Below are 15616 nucleotides of genomic sequence, written 5' to 3' on the forward strand. Positions count from 1 at the left end.
AAATTATTTCCTGTCGTAATCATCTTCAAGCCTTACAATGTCGTCTTCGCCAAAATATGTTCCGGTCTGAACTTCAATTATAGCTGCGGGTTTCGTCGTAAGATTCATGAGCCGGTGTTTGGCGCCGCGGGGTATGGACAGACTTTCGCCATACTGCAAGACCTTTTTTTCATCATTTAAAATCACGGTGACTTCACCGGAAATTACGGTCCACTGTTCCTGTCGTTTATGGTGGAACTGATACGAAAGCCGTTGTCCGGGATTTACCTCAATGCGTTTTACTTTAAAATGCGGCTCATCCTCTAAAACGTAATATTTTCCCCATGGTCTTTCGCCAATTTCTAACATCTTCCCTTATTTAACTGCAAAAATAAACAAATTTCGGACACGCCATTTTTTTAGTTAAATTTGCACCTTAAAAATTAATAGAGAAATGAGCAAAGTAAGAGTGCGTTTTGCACCGAGTCCTACAGGGCCTTTACATTTAGGAGGTGTACGAACCGCTTTATATGATTATCTTTTTGCAAAAAACCAGGGTGGCGATTTTATAGTACGTATCGAGGATACTGATACTGCCCGATATGTGGAAGGTGCCGAAGATTATATTATGGAAGCACTGGAGTGGTGCGGCCTGATTCCCGACGAAAGCCCTAAACACGGTGGTGAATATGGACCTTACCGCCAGTCCGAAAGACGTGATATATACGATAAATATTTAGCACAGCTTCTGGAAACCGATTCAGCTTATCTCGCATTTGACACACCGGAAGAACTCGATGAAGCCAGAAAAAAAGCGGAGGAAAAAGGCGAGGTTTTCGCCTACAATTATATTACCAGAAACCAACTTAAAAATTCCGTTACACTCTCCAAAGAAGAGGTTCAGCGTCTTATAAATCAGGATGTTCCTTATGTTGTTCGTTTCAAAATGCCCGTCGACCGCATCCTGAATATGGAAGATATCATACGCGGTAAATTCGCTGTGAATACAAATACCTTAGATGATAAGGTCCTTGTTAAAAACGATGGAATGCCTACGTATCATTTTGCCAATATTGTAGATGATCACGAAATGCAGATTTCACATGTGATCCGGGGTGAAGAGTGGCTGCCGTCACTTGGCCTTCACTATTTACTGTATGAGGCCATGGGTTGGGAACGACCTCAGTTTGCGCATCTGTCTCTGATCCTAAAACCCGAAGGTAAGGGAAAACTCAGCAAGCGCGATGGCGATAAATTTGGGTTCCCGGTATTTCCTTTAAATTTTAAAGATCCTGTAACGGGCAATGTTTCCAAAGGTTACCGCGAAGAAGGTTACCTGCCGGAAGCATTTATCAATATGGTGGCACTTTTGGGCTGGAGTCCCGCAAATGACCGCGAAATCCTTTCACTGCCCGAAATGGTCGGGGAGTTTGATCTGTATAAAGTTCATAAAGCCGGCGCGAGGTTCAGCAAAGAAAAAGCCGAATGGTTCAACCATGAATACCTGAAAACCAAGACCGATGAGCAGTTACTGGCCATGTTGAGAGACGTCCAGGATATTGATCTGGAGGCTACCGACGAAAAATTATTAAAAATAATTTCTCTGATAAAAGAGCGGGCGACTTTTGTAAAAGACATTTACGAACAGGGAAAATTCTTTTTTGAAACCCCAGGTGAATACGACGCCAAAGCCGTGAAGAAATCGTGGAATGAGTCCACTCCTGAATTACTGAATGCTTTATCTGCCCATTTGCAGGATATAGACTTCCATCCCGAAAATCTTAAAGAAGAACTTCACAACTTTGCAGAATCCAGAGAAATTGGAATGGGGAAACTCATGATGCCGCTCCGATTGAGCCTCGTAGGCGAATTAAAAGGCCCTGAAGTTCCTGATATCCTGGCCACTCTCGGCAAAGATGAGTCACTGCGCAGGATAAAAAATGCGCTGAATAATATCTCTTAATTTCCTCTTATTTTTACTAAATTTGAGGTATAACTTTAAAGCAAGAAATGGAATATTTAGATTTTGAACTTCCCGTTAAAGAACTTATGGATCAGTATGAAACATGTTCACTTGTCGGTGAGGAAAGCGGCGTTGACGTAAAGTTGGCCTGCTCCCAAATTGAAGATAAAATTACGGAAAAGAAAAAGGAAATTTACGGCAGTATGACGCCATGGCAGCGTGTGCAGCTTTCGCGGCACCCAAACCGTCCTTACACTTTAGATTTTATTAAAGGCATTACAGATAAAGACAGTTTCCTGGAACTTCACGGTGACCGGAATTTTGCCGATGATCCTGCCATGATCGGCGGTCTTGCAACTATTGATGGCGAACGAGTGATGATCATTGGGACACAGAAAGGGCGGACCACCAAGGAGCGCCAGCTTCGCAGATTCGGAATGAGTAATCCCGAAGGCTACAGAAAAGCTTTACGATTAATGAAACTTGCCGAGAAATTTCATATTCCTGTCATTTCCCTGATCGATACGCCCGGAGCTTATCCCGGTTTGGAAGCCGAAGAACGCGGCCAAGGCGAAGCTATTGCAAGGAATATCTTTGAAATGACCAGACTTCAAACTCCGATTTTCTGCTATGTTATCGGTGAAGGTGCAAGTGGTGGCGCTTTGGGAATTGGCGTGGGAAACAAGGTATATATGCTCGAAAACACTTGGTATACAGTGATTGCACCGGAGAGTTGCTCTTCGATTTTGTGGCGGAACTGGGATCATAAAGAAGACGCTGCAAATGCACTTAAATTAACACCCTCTGATGCCTTACGTGAAAAGTTTATCGATGGAATTATAGAGGAACCCCTGGGTGGCGCGCACTATGATCCACAACTTGCGTATGATCATTTAAAAACTTCCATCCTGCAGAATATCAGAGCATTTTCCAAGTTCACGGGAAAAGAACTTGAAACGCAGCGGCAGGATAAATTTATCGCCATGGGTCAGTTTAAAGGCTAAGTATTATTACGAAAAATATTACAGGACGGGCTTTAGCCCGTCTTTTTTATTTAAAACTGTTTCCGGGATCCGATAAATTTTTTAATGAAAATGCAAAAAAAATTCTGTAAAAAATACAGAATTGAGTTTTATTAGAAGCTGAATCTTATTCGAAAAGTTCCGCAGTGTCCAGAACAGTCACCTTTCCGTCTTCACACCGTATCGCTTCGCCGGGAAAATTCTGAATCATGTGGTAATCATGTGTAGCCATCACTACTGCTGAATTGTTTTCAAACGCTACCTGCTTGAGCAGTGTCATGATTTCATTTGATGTTTCCGGATCCAGATTCCCCGTGGGCTCGTCGGCCAGGATCAATTCCGGATGGTTGAGTAACGCACGCGCAATCGCGATCCTTTGCTGCTCACCGCCGGAAAGCTCATGCGGCATCTTATGCTTTTTAGACTTCATGCCTACGCTTCCCAAAACTTCATTTATTCGGTCGTCCATTTTGGTTTTATCGTTCCAGCCAGTCGCTTCCAGAACAAACCGTAAATTTTTCTCAACAGTTCTGTCTGTAAGCAGCTGAAAGTCCTGGAAGACAATTCCTAACTTTCGCCGTAAACTAGGGATTTCAGAAGTCCTTAATTTTTCAAGGTCAAAACCCGCCACATTTCCCTCTCCGCTAACCAGGGGAATATGCCCGTAAAGGGTTTTCAGCAAAGAGCTTTTACCGGAACCTGTTTTTCCGATCAGGTAACAGAACCGTCCTTTTTTGATATGGAGGTTTACTTCATTCAAAACCGTGAAATTTTTCTGTGCAATTTTCGCGTTTTTCAGATGAATTACGTCCTGACCTTCCTTAGATGAATGTGGCATGTTGTACAGTTATATTGGTGTAAATTAATCTTTTCAAAAATAACGAAAAACTTTGTCTTTGGGCTAAAATTAAAACATTTTAACAAACAAAAAATGCCTGAAAGATTTCTTTCAAGCATGTATCGTATCTGATAAATCCGGAGATTATCTCTTCGCGCGAACCGCGGAGATAGTTAAACTCTTTCTGCCTTTCGCTCTTCTTGCAGCCAAGATGCGTCTACCGTTTGGGGTTGACATTCTTTCACGGAATCCGTGCTTGTTTCTTTTCTTTCTTTCAGATGGCTGGAATGTTCTCTTGCTCATTGCTTATATTTTAAAGTAAAAACTATATCGTATTTTCAGATTGCAAAGATAGGAAAGTTTTTATTTTCCACAAACAATAACTTAATTATTTTCAACAAAAAACCTGCCCTATATCAGAGGCAGGTTTACATTAAAGGAAAAAGTTATTTTTTAATGATTTTATCGGAGTGTACATTTCCATCTTTATCCTGAAGCTGGATGATGTATGTTCCTTCGGTAAGTGCTTCTACGTTGATCTCATTACCTGTATTTTTTACTGGAATAAGCTTTCCGCTGGCATCAATTATATTCGCGCTTTTTACATTCATGCCGTTTACGTGGAGCGTTTGATTTACGGGATTGGGATATAAGGCCACGGACTGTTTTCCGCTGATATCACCCACTTTCAGAATCGCGCCGCAGTTGGCAGCAACCACATCCAGCGTGTAATCTGCAGTGAAAACCGAATTGGCTGTAACTTCGCTGAGGACAAGAACAACTGTTGCGCCTGCAGGAATCGTAGCGCTCATTGAGACAGGAAGCCCGCCACTTGCACTGCTTCCGCTGTCACCAATATAATTTTGGCCTACGTTTGCAGGATTGAATGACCCGTTGTAGGCTACAAGGAACAGTTGATTTAAAGCGTCTGGATCTGTGTTATCTAAATTAAAGGTTACACACTCTGCCGAGCCGGAAGTATTGGTGATCGAATGTGTTTTGTAATGGAAATTTCCTGAACTGATATCTCCGGGATATGTTTTTGGTGTGGCACAGGTTGAAGCAACTCCATTTCTGCTGACACGTGGGCTTTGTGTAGGGTCAGATGTGGACACTCTGCCTGTAAAAGTTTTACAGATTCCTGCGGTCGTACCATTTAGCGAGAACTGCAGGTCTTTCAGTGTGGTAGGTACGCAAACTGTTCCTGTGTTCCAGCCTGTACACGTTGTTCCAAATCCTCCGCCGGGATTCATCCACGCATATGATGCACCCAGTGTTGATGTGGCAGTGTAGGTATTCCAGTACCACTGGCCGCCCACGGTATAATCCATTACTGCCTGCACACTCATCCAGTACTTTCCGGGAGGTAATACCATCGGTGTAGGTAAAGGAATGGTGGGGCTGATGGATCCGGCGGTAAGCACTACATTATCGGTTCTGATTGCCGTTCCGGGTAAATTTGTGCCCGAGTTATTATAAAAAGTAACTTTGAATGACGTAGGATAGTTTGAATTATATGATGTACCGCTTACATATACATCAGTAATGTTCCAGGTAGCACCTGCAGGTACTTCGAAATCATCTGCTGCCATCGCACTGTAAGCCGCGTTGCCGGTTTCAAATTCCTGTGAGGAGACACCTGAAGTCTGATCCAGTTCCTGCTTGTAAAGCTTTGGGTTGATAAGATTTTGAGAGTTAAAGATATCCATATAAGCCTTCGTGCTTACGGTAGGTTTTTCCGGAAGTTTTTGTGTAACAACCACATTTTTTTTTGGAGTTGCAGTGCGGTTTACATCAGTGGAGCGGTTGCTTTGCGCAAATGCCAATGTACTGCACAAACTTAGAAGAAGTAAAAATTGTTTTTTCATGACTTAATATTTTTAAGGTTTTTGTGAATGCAAATATTAGTTTAATCTATACATCAACAATGTAGATTTAGCCTTTTTAACAGAGGTGATTAGACCCTTACTGAGGGCTGTTAACCTGGGTTTGCTTTCAAAATGCCAATTCTTTCTTGCGGCGGGTTCTAAAAACAAACAGACAAACCTTATCTTTGCTCATTAAAAAAAATCGATAAATGTTTACTTCCCAGGAAATTTCAGAAATAAAGAAACTTTTAACTCCGGACCGCAGGATTGTAATTGTCACTCATTATAATCCCGATGGTGATGCCATAGGATCAAGCTTGGGGCTGAAACATTTCTTAAGTCAAAATGGTGTGGACGCAGATGTAATTGTGCCCAATGATTTTCCGAAGTTTCTGAAATGGATGCCCGGGGCAAAGAAAATTATAATTGCAGATTACAAACGCAAAGTCGCCGGTGAAGCGATTTATAACGCAGATCTTATTTTTATACTGGATTTCAATGCATCACACCGCAGTGGCAACCTTGTAGGTCCGTGGCTCGATAAGGCCCGTGCTGTAAAGATTCTTATCGATCATCATCAGCAGCCCGATGACTTTGATTATATCTATTCAGATGTGAGTGTTCCGGCAACCTCGCAGATGATCTGTCATTTCATAGAAGCACTGGGCCGGGAAGATCTTATAAATAAAGATATTGCGGACTGTCTCTACACCGGAATCATGACCGATACGGGCGGGTTCCGTTTCAGATCCACCAGTGCCACTACACACCGGATCGTGGCAAACCTTATTGAAAAAGGAGCCGATCCTGCAATGATCTCTTCAAATACTCTGGATACCAACACCGTGTCCCGCCTGCATCTGCTGGCACTGATTTTAGGGCGTATTGAGGTGGTGAAAGACGGTAAGGTTGCGATCCTTTGGCTGAAACGCGATGAACTCAAGGAATTCGGCTTTCAGAAAGGTGATACCGAAGGTTTTGTAAATTATGGTTTAAGCATCATGGGCACGCGGGTGGCCGCATTTTTTATGGAGGATCTGTATGATGATTTCATCAAAATATCCTTCCGCTCCAAAGATGATGTGGATGTAAACAGTTTCTCCAGAAGATATTTTAATGGCGGCGGACATATCAATGCCGCAGGCGGAAAATATTATAAAACCATCGAAGGCACGATCGAGGACTTTAAAGAAAAAATAGAGGGGGAGGATTTTTAGGCATAAATTCCCATTTTTGTTTTTTAGAAAATAAGATGTTTAGGCAGATTGTGAAGCAGTTCCGTGTTGATGATTTCCGCGCATATTGTGGGCTTTTCCCAGTGGCCGTTGTGGCCGCAATCTAAAAGATAGGATTTAATGTTGGTTTTGTCAGGGAGTTGACTTATCGTTTTTACACTGTTCACCGCCGAATCGTGTTTACCCGAAATGACCAGGATTTTACCTTCAAAATTTTCAAGAACTTTGAGCCTGTCCGGTCGTTCCAACATACCTTTTACTGCTGCTGTCACACCTTCGGTTTTGGTAGAAAGTGCAATTTCCTTTGCCAGCAGTATTTTGCCTTCCAGAATATCTTTTTCATTTGGGTTGAACAGATTAGGAATTCCTGCATTTACGTAGGTGCTGTAGGATTGTTCAATAATCCGCAAACTCTTTTTCCGCTGTTCTTTCTTTTCAGCGTCATCTGCCATCCACGTCGAAAAAAAGAGGGTAAGACTCTGGAGTAGATCCGGATACTTTTCCGCAAAAGCAAGTGTCACATAACCGCCCATGGAGTGACCTAAAAGATGAAAAGTATCTAAATCCAATTGAGTAGTAATTTTGTGTACTTCATCGGCCATGAATTCCATCGTGTTGGTTTCCTGATCAGTATCGGAAAGACCATGACCGGGCAGATCGATCTTTATTAACCTGAACTCTGCATCAAGATTTTTCTGCAGATCATCCCACACCTTTAAGCTCTCCATAAATCCATGAAGCAGTACAAGGTTCACTTTTCCTTCACCGGTTATTTCGTAGTGTAGCATATATGTTTGTTTTGATATAAAAAGATCTGAAATTAAGATACATTATCGGTAAATGTCGATATTATCGGCAAAACCTGAATTGTTTACTCTGTTCTGGAATCTCCAGTAAGGTGAATTTCCAGTCCTTACAAAACTCGTTTTTTTGGAGCGGACATCTGTTTTTCCTCCATCATTTTCTATAATACGCTGCGTGACTTTTCCCGTGAAGTTCAGGTATTTTTCTGAGACCATTTTTATTTGCCCCTCAATTTCCACGTAATTTTTACCGGATTTTGCACCGCCTGAAACTTGATAAAGGTCGCGGCCGGTATTTTTAAAGTTGACCGCGCCGAAACTGGTTATGGAACTGTGTGTTAATTTGTGGCTGCCGCTCAGATCCCGGAAATGATTTTTAGTATTCAGGATCTTAATACTGTCATTGTATTTTGTACGCGCAGCATTGATCGAGTCTATATTTGCCGCAGCAGAATACTTGGGGCCTGTACTTTTATTTTTACTGCAGGAAAAACAGCCGATGAGAAGGAAAAGCAGACTTAGTTCTCGCATTTTATATGATTAATGATTTCAAAAATACAAAATAGGCGGCGATGTACTTGGTTTCCCCTTTCTTTTTTTTGAATGGTTTTATCTTATTTATTAAAGTTTTTAATGATTAGAAATTACATTTTTGTGTGCGAATCCATCACTATTGTAACCGGCCCATCGTTGAGCAGCGAAACCTTCATGTCGGCACCAAATATTCCGGCTTCTGTTTTCAGCTTCGATTTTGCGAGTTCACTTTTAAAGTAGTCGAACAAAGGGACCGCTTTTTCAGGTCTTGCCGCACGGATGAAAGATGGCCGGTTTCCCTTCTTATAATCGGCAATCAGCGTAAACTGACTGATACAAAGGATTTCGCCGCCAATATCCCGCACCGAACGGTTAAGTTTCCCGTCATCATCAGCGAAAATGCGGAGATTCAGAATTTTCTGTACGAGCCAGTCTGCGTCTGCGTTTTCATCAGCTTCATCAATACCGACAAGAATCATCAGGCCGTTTTTTATTTCACCCACTGTATTTCCTTCAACCACCACATTTGCCTCGGAAACCCTTTGAATAACTGCCTTCATTCAGTCTTTAATTTGGCTTTAATAAAAAATGGCAAGATTCCCCGAATTGGAGTCGAAATTATAACGGTAACTTTTGGGTGCGACCTTCGCGATTTTGGTAGGTTCACCTGTGATCAAAATCCATTCTGCACCATCCTTGGGACACACGATCTTAATATTGCTTTCCACCAAAAGTGTGGTGTTGGTGTCGGGGCAAATGTGCGGCGCATTTCTGTCATACACTTTAAATCCTGTGGTAGTGCGCACCACGATAAGTCCGCGCGTGCCGTCCTGTTGCTCATCCACATAAATCCAGCCGCCAACAGTTTGCAACGCAAAATAAGCGGGAAGGTTCAGGTTTAATGAAACATTGATTGGTTGATCCGGAAAGCAGTTCACTGTTTCTTCCCGCGTTGTGCAGGAGCTCATATTTAAGAGGCTGAAAATGAGAAAGATTGTGGAAAGTAACAGTGAAATTTTTCTTTTCATCGAAAATAAATTTATATATTTGTAAAACGAATCAACGCAGAAAACATTGTCCGACAAATGTCGGATTATTTTTTTATACTAACGCTAAATACAAGAATGATGGCAAGTTATGTTACCAAAGAAGGTCTGGATAAAATGAAAATTGAACTGGAACAGCTGGAAACAATCGAAAGACCAAAAATTACCCAGCAGATCGCTGAGGCCAGAGATAAAGGTGACCTTTCTGAAAACGCAGAATATGATGCGGCCAAAGAAGCCCAGGGAATGCTGGAGATGAAAATCTCCAAACTCAAAAATCTGATCTCCGATGCCAAGGTTATTGATGAAACACAGCTTGATACTTCTAAAGTTTCCATTCTGACTACCGTGAAACTCAAGAATAATGCGACCAAAGCTGAGCAGCAGTTTACTTTGGTGCCCGATAATGAAAGCGATCTGAAAGCCGGGAAAATTTCGGTCAATACACCAATTGCCAAGGGGCTTTTAGGAAAAACCGTGGGTCAGACAGCAGAAATTGAACTTCCGAACGGCAATAAACTGTCCTTTGAAGTTTTGGATATTTTCCTGTCGTAGGCTTTTAATACATTTTAATTTTCCTCAAATTTTAAGAACTGCTTTTTTAATAAATCGTAATTTTGTATTTTTAGAACGCCCGGCGCGCTGGAGATTCCATCTGCCTTCAATTCTATAAATACCAAGATCATGAGTTCCATTTTCACAAAAATCATTCAGAACGAAATTCCCTCCTATAAAATTGCAGAAGACGACAGTCATCTGGCTTTTTTAGATGCAATGCCTTTGGTACAGGGGCATACACTCGTGATTCCGAAACAGGAAACCGACTTTATTTTTGATCTTGAAAGTGAGGATCATAAAAGCCTCTGGAGTTTTGCACAAACGGTCGCAAAAAAGCTGGAGAGGGCGTATCCGCAAAAAAGGATCGCAGTCGCCGTGGTAGGATTAGAAGTTCCACATGCGCACATTCACCTTATTCCCATCAGTAGCATGGGCGACATGAATTTTCACAATGAGCGGCTTCGGTTCAGTGATTCAGAATATCAGGAAATCCAGAACCTGATACTCAATTCTTAATTTAACTCAAATTTTTAAAAATAATTTAGAAGTTTCTATTCTAAATTCTTAATAATCTCAATATTCAATGAATTCAAACCAATGTTCTTTCTGTGGAAGAAAACGCTCCGAAGTTCAAATGCTCATTTCCGGAAACGATGGATTTATATGCGAAAACTGCATTGAACAGGCACACGCTATTGTGACTGAAAATGCAGAAACTTCGGGCTTCTCGCCGGCAGAAAGTATGGAAGATCTAAAGAAGCCAAAGGAAATAAAAACGTTTCTTGACCAATATGTAATCGGTCAGGACCAGGCAAAAAAACAGCTTTCGATTGCGGTCTATAACCATTACAAAAGAATTTTACATTCCAAAAAAGAAGACCGTGACGTGGAGATCGAAAAGTCGAACATCATTATGATCGGTGAAACCGGTACGGGAAAAACACTTCTGGCAAAAACCATTGCACGGGAACTCAATGTGCCCTTTTGTATTGTAGATGCAACGATCTTGACGGAAGCAGGTTACGTAGGCGAAGATGTGGAAAGCATCCTCTCCCGATTGCTTATGGTTGCTGACTATGATGTGGAAAAAGCTGAAAAAGGAATCGTTTTTATCGATGAGATCGACAAGATCGCCAGAAAGTCCGATAATCCAAGTATCACCCGCGATGTGTCAGGTGAAGGCGTACAGCAGGGCCTCCTGAAGCTTTTGGAAGGTAGCATTGTAAATGTTCCGCCACAAGGCGGCAGAAAACATCCTGACCAAAAATATATCCAGGTAAACACGCAGAATATTCTGTTTATTGCCGGTGGCGCCTTTGATGGCATTAAAGAGATTATCGAAAGAAGACTCAACAAACAGGCTATTGGTTTCAGTTCAGATAAACTTACCAAGACCGATGACGAGGATTATATCCTGCGCCAGATCAATGCGATAGATCTGCGAAAGTTTGGACTGATCCCGGAGCTTCTCGGGCGTTTTCCGATTGTGACTTACCTGGAAAAACTGACCAGCGACATGATGGTCCGTATTATGAAGGAGCCCAAAAACTCCATTATCAACCAGTTTACAGAGTTATTTAAAATGGATGGCGTGGACCTGAAATTTACGCCGGAAGCCATTGAAAAAATAGTGGAAGAAACGATGGAGAAGGGTCTGGGAGCACGTGGTCTGCGTGGTACTACAGAAAAAGTCCTTGAAGATTATATGTTTGATATATCCGCACAAAAAAAGATCATACTGACGGAAAAAAACACAAAATTCTAGTATTTATTTAATATTTTCTTTGTATTAGAAAAAAATAAATATCTTTGCAAGTAGCATTCGCTAAACACAAAACACACAATAATGAAAAAAAATCTACTCGCAGTGGCGCTTCTCGCCATAGGCTACTTCGTACCCGCCCAAAACGTCCTCGTCAATGTCAACCCAGGTGGAACTTTCTACGTGGGGGAGAACGCTTTGGTATATAACGGCGGTGGAGTGCAGACCAAAGGAAATGGCATTTACGACATTCATGGAAATATGATGATTGTTGGTGGTACAAATGATGTATTTAGAACACAGAATGCTGCGGGCACCGGTCCCAAGACAGATGGCGGAAATATAATTCTGCGCCTTAATAATCCGGCCAATCACTCCAGCCCGACAGCTCCATCAACCTATGGTCAGCTTTATATCAACGGCTTGCCGCAAACCGGTGGCATTACCGCTGTGGTTGATAAAGAATACCGCACTGCAAAGCACGGTACATATCAGCAGATTGCGCTTCCGTTTTTCAACAAAACGATATCAAGCTTATCAGGCTCCGCGTCTACCATTGGCACGCTGGGTAAAACCTTTACAAATGTCCGGTACTCGAAAAATGAAGTGCTTACCTGGAATAATACCACAGTCGTTTCAGATAATCTGAGTGTGGCTTCTGTGACACCAAAAAGCACCACATATTATATGCTGGGTTCCAAAGATCTCGATACAGGAACACCGCCTGCTTCTATGCCTGCCAATTATCCTGCGCCGGCAGGTAGCGTTTATACGCTACGCGGTGTGCCTTTTGCAAACGGCGTGCAGGAACCTTTGCAAAATGCGGGTGCGGGGGTATCTTTCGGACCGCAGGGGACTTACAACAACAGCTATGGCGAAAAGTACAATACATATACGGAAGATCAGTTTGATTATGCATTGAATCCCAGTGACCCTTTCTCAGTTCCAACTTTTGGCCGGAACATGTACCAGTTTGGAAACCCTTACCTCACAAATCTTGATCTTGGAATGATAGGCCTGGTAGAAACCGGTGCAGTTACTGATAATAACAATATTACCTCTATTCAGGGTGTGCGGTATGATCCGGGATCTGTAGTGACCATCAGCGGCGGCGGAACGAAATCGGTTGGTGCTAAAATTGTGACCTACACGCCTGCCAATACGCCTGTGGGCGATGTGGGCGTAATGATCAAACCCATGCAGACCTTCGTGATCAAACTGAAAAATAATAATGCTACGCTTCCAACACCGGCGGACAGACTTTTTAGTTTTGATAACCTAAGACGATTTAAATATACACCTAGACCAAGCGGAACGTCGTATGGTGTCAATAACAAAGCTGGCAGTTCCGTCAAGCAGCTTGGTGTCATCGGTCTTAATGAGAATGGCGAGGAATTGGCCAGAACGTATTTTGTTGTGTATCCTGACGCCACTTCCGGCCATACTTCGCAATCTAATACCCAGACCATTCTCGGCAGTACAGACCAGATGGGCACTTTCGAAGAAGATGCAGTAGCAGGCGGGGTTGATACTAATTTTGCCAATCTGTATTGGCTTTACATCAATGAAGCGAATGAAACAGACTTTTTCGGGAAAGCAGTCTCCATGAATTTATATGGCAATGACATCAAATCCCTGAAATTTGAACTTCGGGAAAATGCCGAACTTTTAGATGACGGAGCCTCTGAAATGTCTACAGGTATAGGCTTTTATTATAAAACCCCCGCCGGTCAAAAAACAGAAATTGCCCAGAACCAGATCATACCGGTTTCCGGTGACCAGTATAATTTGTATTATGGCAAATCAGCCACAGTTCTTGGCACGGATGGGAATGTAAAGATCTCACGCACCAGGGTTGTTTATAATGGTTACATTAATAATTTTGTTGTGCGGTTTGACCCTCAGTGGCAAAAAGCAGACATCAGCGTTTACGATATGAGTGGAAAACTGATTCTTTCTGAAGCCAATGTTTTGGCAGATAAAGATTATGTCATTAACCTCTCGAAATCCAATTCGGCGTATGTAGTTACGGCAGTTTCCGAAAAGGGTGAAAAAGTAAGCGCTAAAATTATTAGATAATATTAAAAACACAAATTATGAAACTAATTAATAAACTTCTCTATTTTTCCTTTCTCCTCATAGGAGCAATTCTAAGTGCGCAGGAAGGTCCGCCACCACCACCCGATGGCGGCAGTGGTCGTGGAGTGGGGCCCGGTGCGCCTGCGCCTATTGATATGTATGTATATATTTTAGCAGTTGCCGCCCTTATCTTCATATTTTATTACGCCAAAAAAATGCAGAAAAAACTGGTTTAGGCTTTTTTACCATATGCAACCCATCGGAATCCCGGTGGGTTTTTTTATATTTACAACATGAAAAAAATCTTTGGAATAGCGTGTCTTTCGCTGATCAACACAATTTCGGCACAGTTTAAAGTATTTGTAGAGGCTCCTGCTGCCTTTACCCCGAACGAAGTCTACCTTTATTCCCTGAACGGTTCGAAGGATATTTTGAACACCAAGGAAATTAGAAAAGGCAATACGTGGCAGCTCAATGTCGCGAAGCCTTACACAGGAATGATGAAACTTTATTTTCCTGAACAGAATGTATCCATCAATTTTATTTCAGAAAACAAAGATGTAAAACTTAAATTCCAGGTTGACCAGGGGAAAATTAAAGATGTGGAGTATCTTGATGAAAGCAATTCCGTCATGAATAATATCCAGGACATTCAGCAGAAGAAGGAATTTATCCTTCCCGCTCTGGTGCAGATGAAATCGTACTACAAAGACAGTTCGGATTTTGGTAAAGCCGTGAATGCTGAGATTGCCCGTCTTAATTCCAAACCGGCAGATATTGCAAAACATCCTTTTATCAGTTTTTACAATACGAATTATTCGCGGTTTTTAGAGAAAGGAGCCACCCAGAAAGTCTTAACTCACGAAGAGATCATCGACTTTCTGACGAAGTCTAATGATATGCTGGAATCGTCGTCACTGCTGAGACCGGTTTTGGTTGCTTATCTCAATGTAGGTCCAAATACAAATATAACCTCTGATATTGATGCGCTGTTAAAAGCCGTAAATGTAGAAACGCCGCGCGGACAAACCATTCTTTCCGAACTTATTGAGATCTTTGATGCTTACGATATGAAAGATCTTAAAGAAAAGTATCTTACCGAAGCCACCAATCTGAAGTGCACTATCAACGACCGACTTTCTGCAACTATTGCAACCAACAAGAATACAGAAATGGGTGCTGTTTTCCCCAACTATGTTTTTAAGCAGCCTTCGAATACCAGTGCAAAATCTATCGCAGACGTAAAAGCAGCAAAAAAAGTAATTATTTTCTGGGCGTCCACCTGTTCACATTGCGAAAAGGAACTTCCGACAATTATTGAGAAATATGCGGCAATGAAGGTGCAGAACATTCAGGTTATCGCGCTTTCTCTGGATAGTGAAAAGGCAGCTTATGACAATAAGGTGAAAGATTTACCATGGATCAATGATTCAGAATTAAAAGGTTGGAACAGTTCTTACGTAGACCAGTATAACGTGCATGCGACTCCAACATATTTTATATTGGACAGTGCAGATAAAATTATTGCGAAGCCAGATCACGCGGCAGATGTAATTAAATTTTTAAAATTAAATTAATTATTTGCTGAGTTACAAAATATTTCTATCTTTGCACCACTTTAATCAGCGGGGCAACCACAGCGGCTTAGAGTGTAGAAAATTACTCTATCCTGGGTATTTTTCTGAGATTTTGGCGAGGTAGCTCAGTCGGTTAGAGCGCAGGATTCATAACCCTGAGGTCACGGGTTCAATTCCCGTCTTCGCTACAAGGTTAGGGTGATTTTATTACTTATTTTCAGTAATATTTTCACGGCGGCGAAAATTTTTATACAGTTTTCGCCGTAAATTTATTTAATGGTTTCGGATTTAATTTCCGACCTTCACTTTCCCGGCTTTGGTCGGGATTTTTTCATGGATTTTGTTGTTTATA

Annotated in this window: 17 protein-coding genes and 1 tRNA gene; 10 read left to right on the top strand and 8 right to left on the bottom strand. The window is 41.9% G+C overall.

Going from position 1 to position 15616, the window contains the following annotated elements:
* Positions 1 to 3 precede the first annotated feature (3 nt).
* Entirely contained in the window at positions 4 to 348 is a 345-nt protein-coding gene (locus tag H562_RS0106475; protein ID WP_027376755.1) for a phosphomannose isomerase type II C-terminal cupin domain, read from the bottom strand.
* Between the two features lie 85 nt (positions 349 to 433).
* Here H562_RS0106475 and gltX point away from each other — a divergent pair, with 85 nt between their 5' ends.
* Together gltX and H562_RS0106485 are read left to right on the top strand one after the other, a co-directional pair.
* Positions 434 to 1942, top strand: a complete 1509-nt coding sequence (gene gltX, locus H562_RS0106480) for a glutamate--tRNA ligase (protein WP_027376756.1) — start codon at positions 434 to 436, stop codon at positions 1940 to 1942.
* 47 nt (positions 1943 to 1989) lie between these two features.
* On the top strand, positions 1990 to 2946 hold the full coding sequence (locus H562_RS0106485) for an acetyl-CoA carboxylase carboxyltransferase subunit alpha (protein ID WP_027376757.1): 957 nt from the start codon (positions 1990 to 1992) through the stop codon (positions 2944 to 2946).
* A gap of 145 nt (positions 2947 to 3091) precedes the next feature.
* On the opposite strand, the gene H562_RS0106490 is transcribed toward H562_RS0106485, so the two are convergent.
* From H562_RS0106490 to H562_RS0106495, 3 genes are all read right to left on the bottom strand, one after another.
* The gene (locus tag H562_RS0106490; protein WP_027376758.1) at positions 3092 to 3802 is read right to left on the bottom strand and encodes a cell division ATP-binding protein FtsE; all 711 of its coding nucleotides are present in this window, start codon (positions 3800 to 3802) and stop codon (positions 3092 to 3094) included.
* 144 nt (positions 3803 to 3946) lie between these two features.
* A complete protein-coding gene (gene rpmH, locus H562_RS15535) occupies positions 3947 to 4105 on the bottom strand; it encodes a 50S ribosomal protein L34 (protein ID WP_084466338.1) in 159 nt (52 codons plus the stop codon).
* Between the two features lie 143 nt (positions 4106 to 4248).
* Entirely contained in the window at positions 4249 to 5670 is a 1422-nt protein-coding gene (locus tag H562_RS0106495; RefSeq protein WP_027376759.1) for a T9SS type A sorting domain-containing protein, read from the bottom strand.
* 209 nt (positions 5671 to 5879) lie between these two features.
* On the opposite strand from H562_RS0106495, the gene H562_RS0106500 reads away from it, so the two are divergent.
* On the top strand, positions 5880 to 6887 hold the full coding sequence (locus H562_RS0106500; RefSeq protein ID WP_027376760.1) for a DHH family phosphoesterase: 1008 nt from the start codon (positions 5880 to 5882) through the stop codon (positions 6885 to 6887).
* Between the two features lie 23 nt (positions 6888 to 6910).
* Here H562_RS0106500 and H562_RS0106505 read toward each other — a convergent pair whose 3' ends face one another.
* The 4 genes from H562_RS0106505 to H562_RS0106520 form a co-directional block, all read right to left on the bottom strand.
* Positions 6911 to 7693 carry an alpha/beta fold hydrolase gene (locus H562_RS0106505; RefSeq protein ID WP_027376761.1) on the bottom strand — a complete coding sequence of 261 codons (783 nt, stop codon included), beginning with the start codon at positions 7691 to 7693 and terminating at the stop codon, positions 6911 to 6913.
* Between the two features lie 42 nt (positions 7694 to 7735).
* Complete coding sequence (locus tag H562_RS0106510; protein WP_027376762.1) at positions 7736 to 8239, bottom strand: hypothetical protein; 504 nt, start codon at positions 8237 to 8239, stop codon at positions 7736 to 7738.
* Between the two features lie 113 nt (positions 8240 to 8352).
* Positions 8353 to 8802: a D-aminoacyl-tRNA deacylase gene (dtd, locus tag H562_RS0106515; protein ID WP_027376763.1), complete on the bottom strand. Its 450-nt coding sequence runs from the start codon at positions 8800 to 8802 to the stop codon at positions 8353 to 8355.
* Between the two features lie 18 nt (positions 8803 to 8820).
* Positions 8821 to 9270, bottom strand: a complete 450-nt coding sequence (locus H562_RS0106520; RefSeq protein WP_027376764.1) for a hypothetical protein — start codon at positions 9268 to 9270, stop codon at positions 8821 to 8823.
* A gap of 99 nt (positions 9271 to 9369) precedes the next feature.
* On the opposite strand from H562_RS0106520, the gene greA reads away from it, so the two are divergent.
* The 7 genes from greA (at position 9370) to H562_RS0106560 (ending at position 15452) form a co-directional block, all read left to right on the top strand.
* Positions 9370 to 9843: a transcription elongation factor GreA gene (greA, locus tag H562_RS0106525; protein ID WP_027376765.1), complete on the top strand. Its 474-nt coding sequence runs from the start codon at positions 9370 to 9372 to the stop codon at positions 9841 to 9843.
* 129 nt (positions 9844 to 9972) lie between these two features.
* Positions 9973 to 10362 carry an HIT family protein gene (locus tag H562_RS0106535; protein ID WP_027376766.1) on the top strand — a complete coding sequence of 130 codons (390 nt, stop codon included), beginning with the start codon at positions 9973 to 9975 and terminating at the stop codon, positions 10360 to 10362.
* A gap of 67 nt (positions 10363 to 10429) precedes the next feature.
* Positions 10430 to 11611 (top strand): ATP-dependent Clp protease ATP-binding subunit ClpX, encoded by a 1182-nt coding sequence (gene clpX, locus H562_RS0106540; protein ID WP_027376767.1) that lies wholly within the window; start codon positions 10430 to 10432, stop codon positions 11609 to 11611.
* 81 nt (positions 11612 to 11692) lie between these two features.
* Positions 11693 to 13687, top strand: coding sequence for a hypothetical protein (locus H562_RS0106545; RefSeq protein ID WP_027376768.1), 1995 nt, complete (start codon positions 11693 to 11695; stop codon positions 13685 to 13687).
* A 17-nt stretch (positions 13688 to 13704) separates the two neighbouring features.
* Positions 13705 to 13923, top strand: a complete 219-nt coding sequence (locus H562_RS0106550) for a hypothetical protein (RefSeq protein ID WP_051190423.1) — start codon at positions 13705 to 13707, stop codon at positions 13921 to 13923.
* 57 nt (positions 13924 to 13980) lie between these two features.
* On the top strand, positions 13981 to 15264 hold the full coding sequence (locus H562_RS0106555) for a TlpA family protein disulfide reductase (protein ID WP_034690824.1): 1284 nt from the start codon (positions 13981 to 13983) through the stop codon (positions 15262 to 15264).
* A gap of 114 nt (positions 15265 to 15378) precedes the next feature.
* A tRNA-Met gene (locus H562_RS0106560) sits at positions 15379 to 15452 on the top strand.
* Positions 15453 to 15616: the final 164 nt, after the last annotated feature.

It is taken from the genome of Kaistella palustris DSM 21579, assembly GCF_000422265.1.
GTDB lineage: Bacteria > Bacteroidota > Bacteroidia > Flavobacteriales > Weeksellaceae > Kaistella > Kaistella palustris.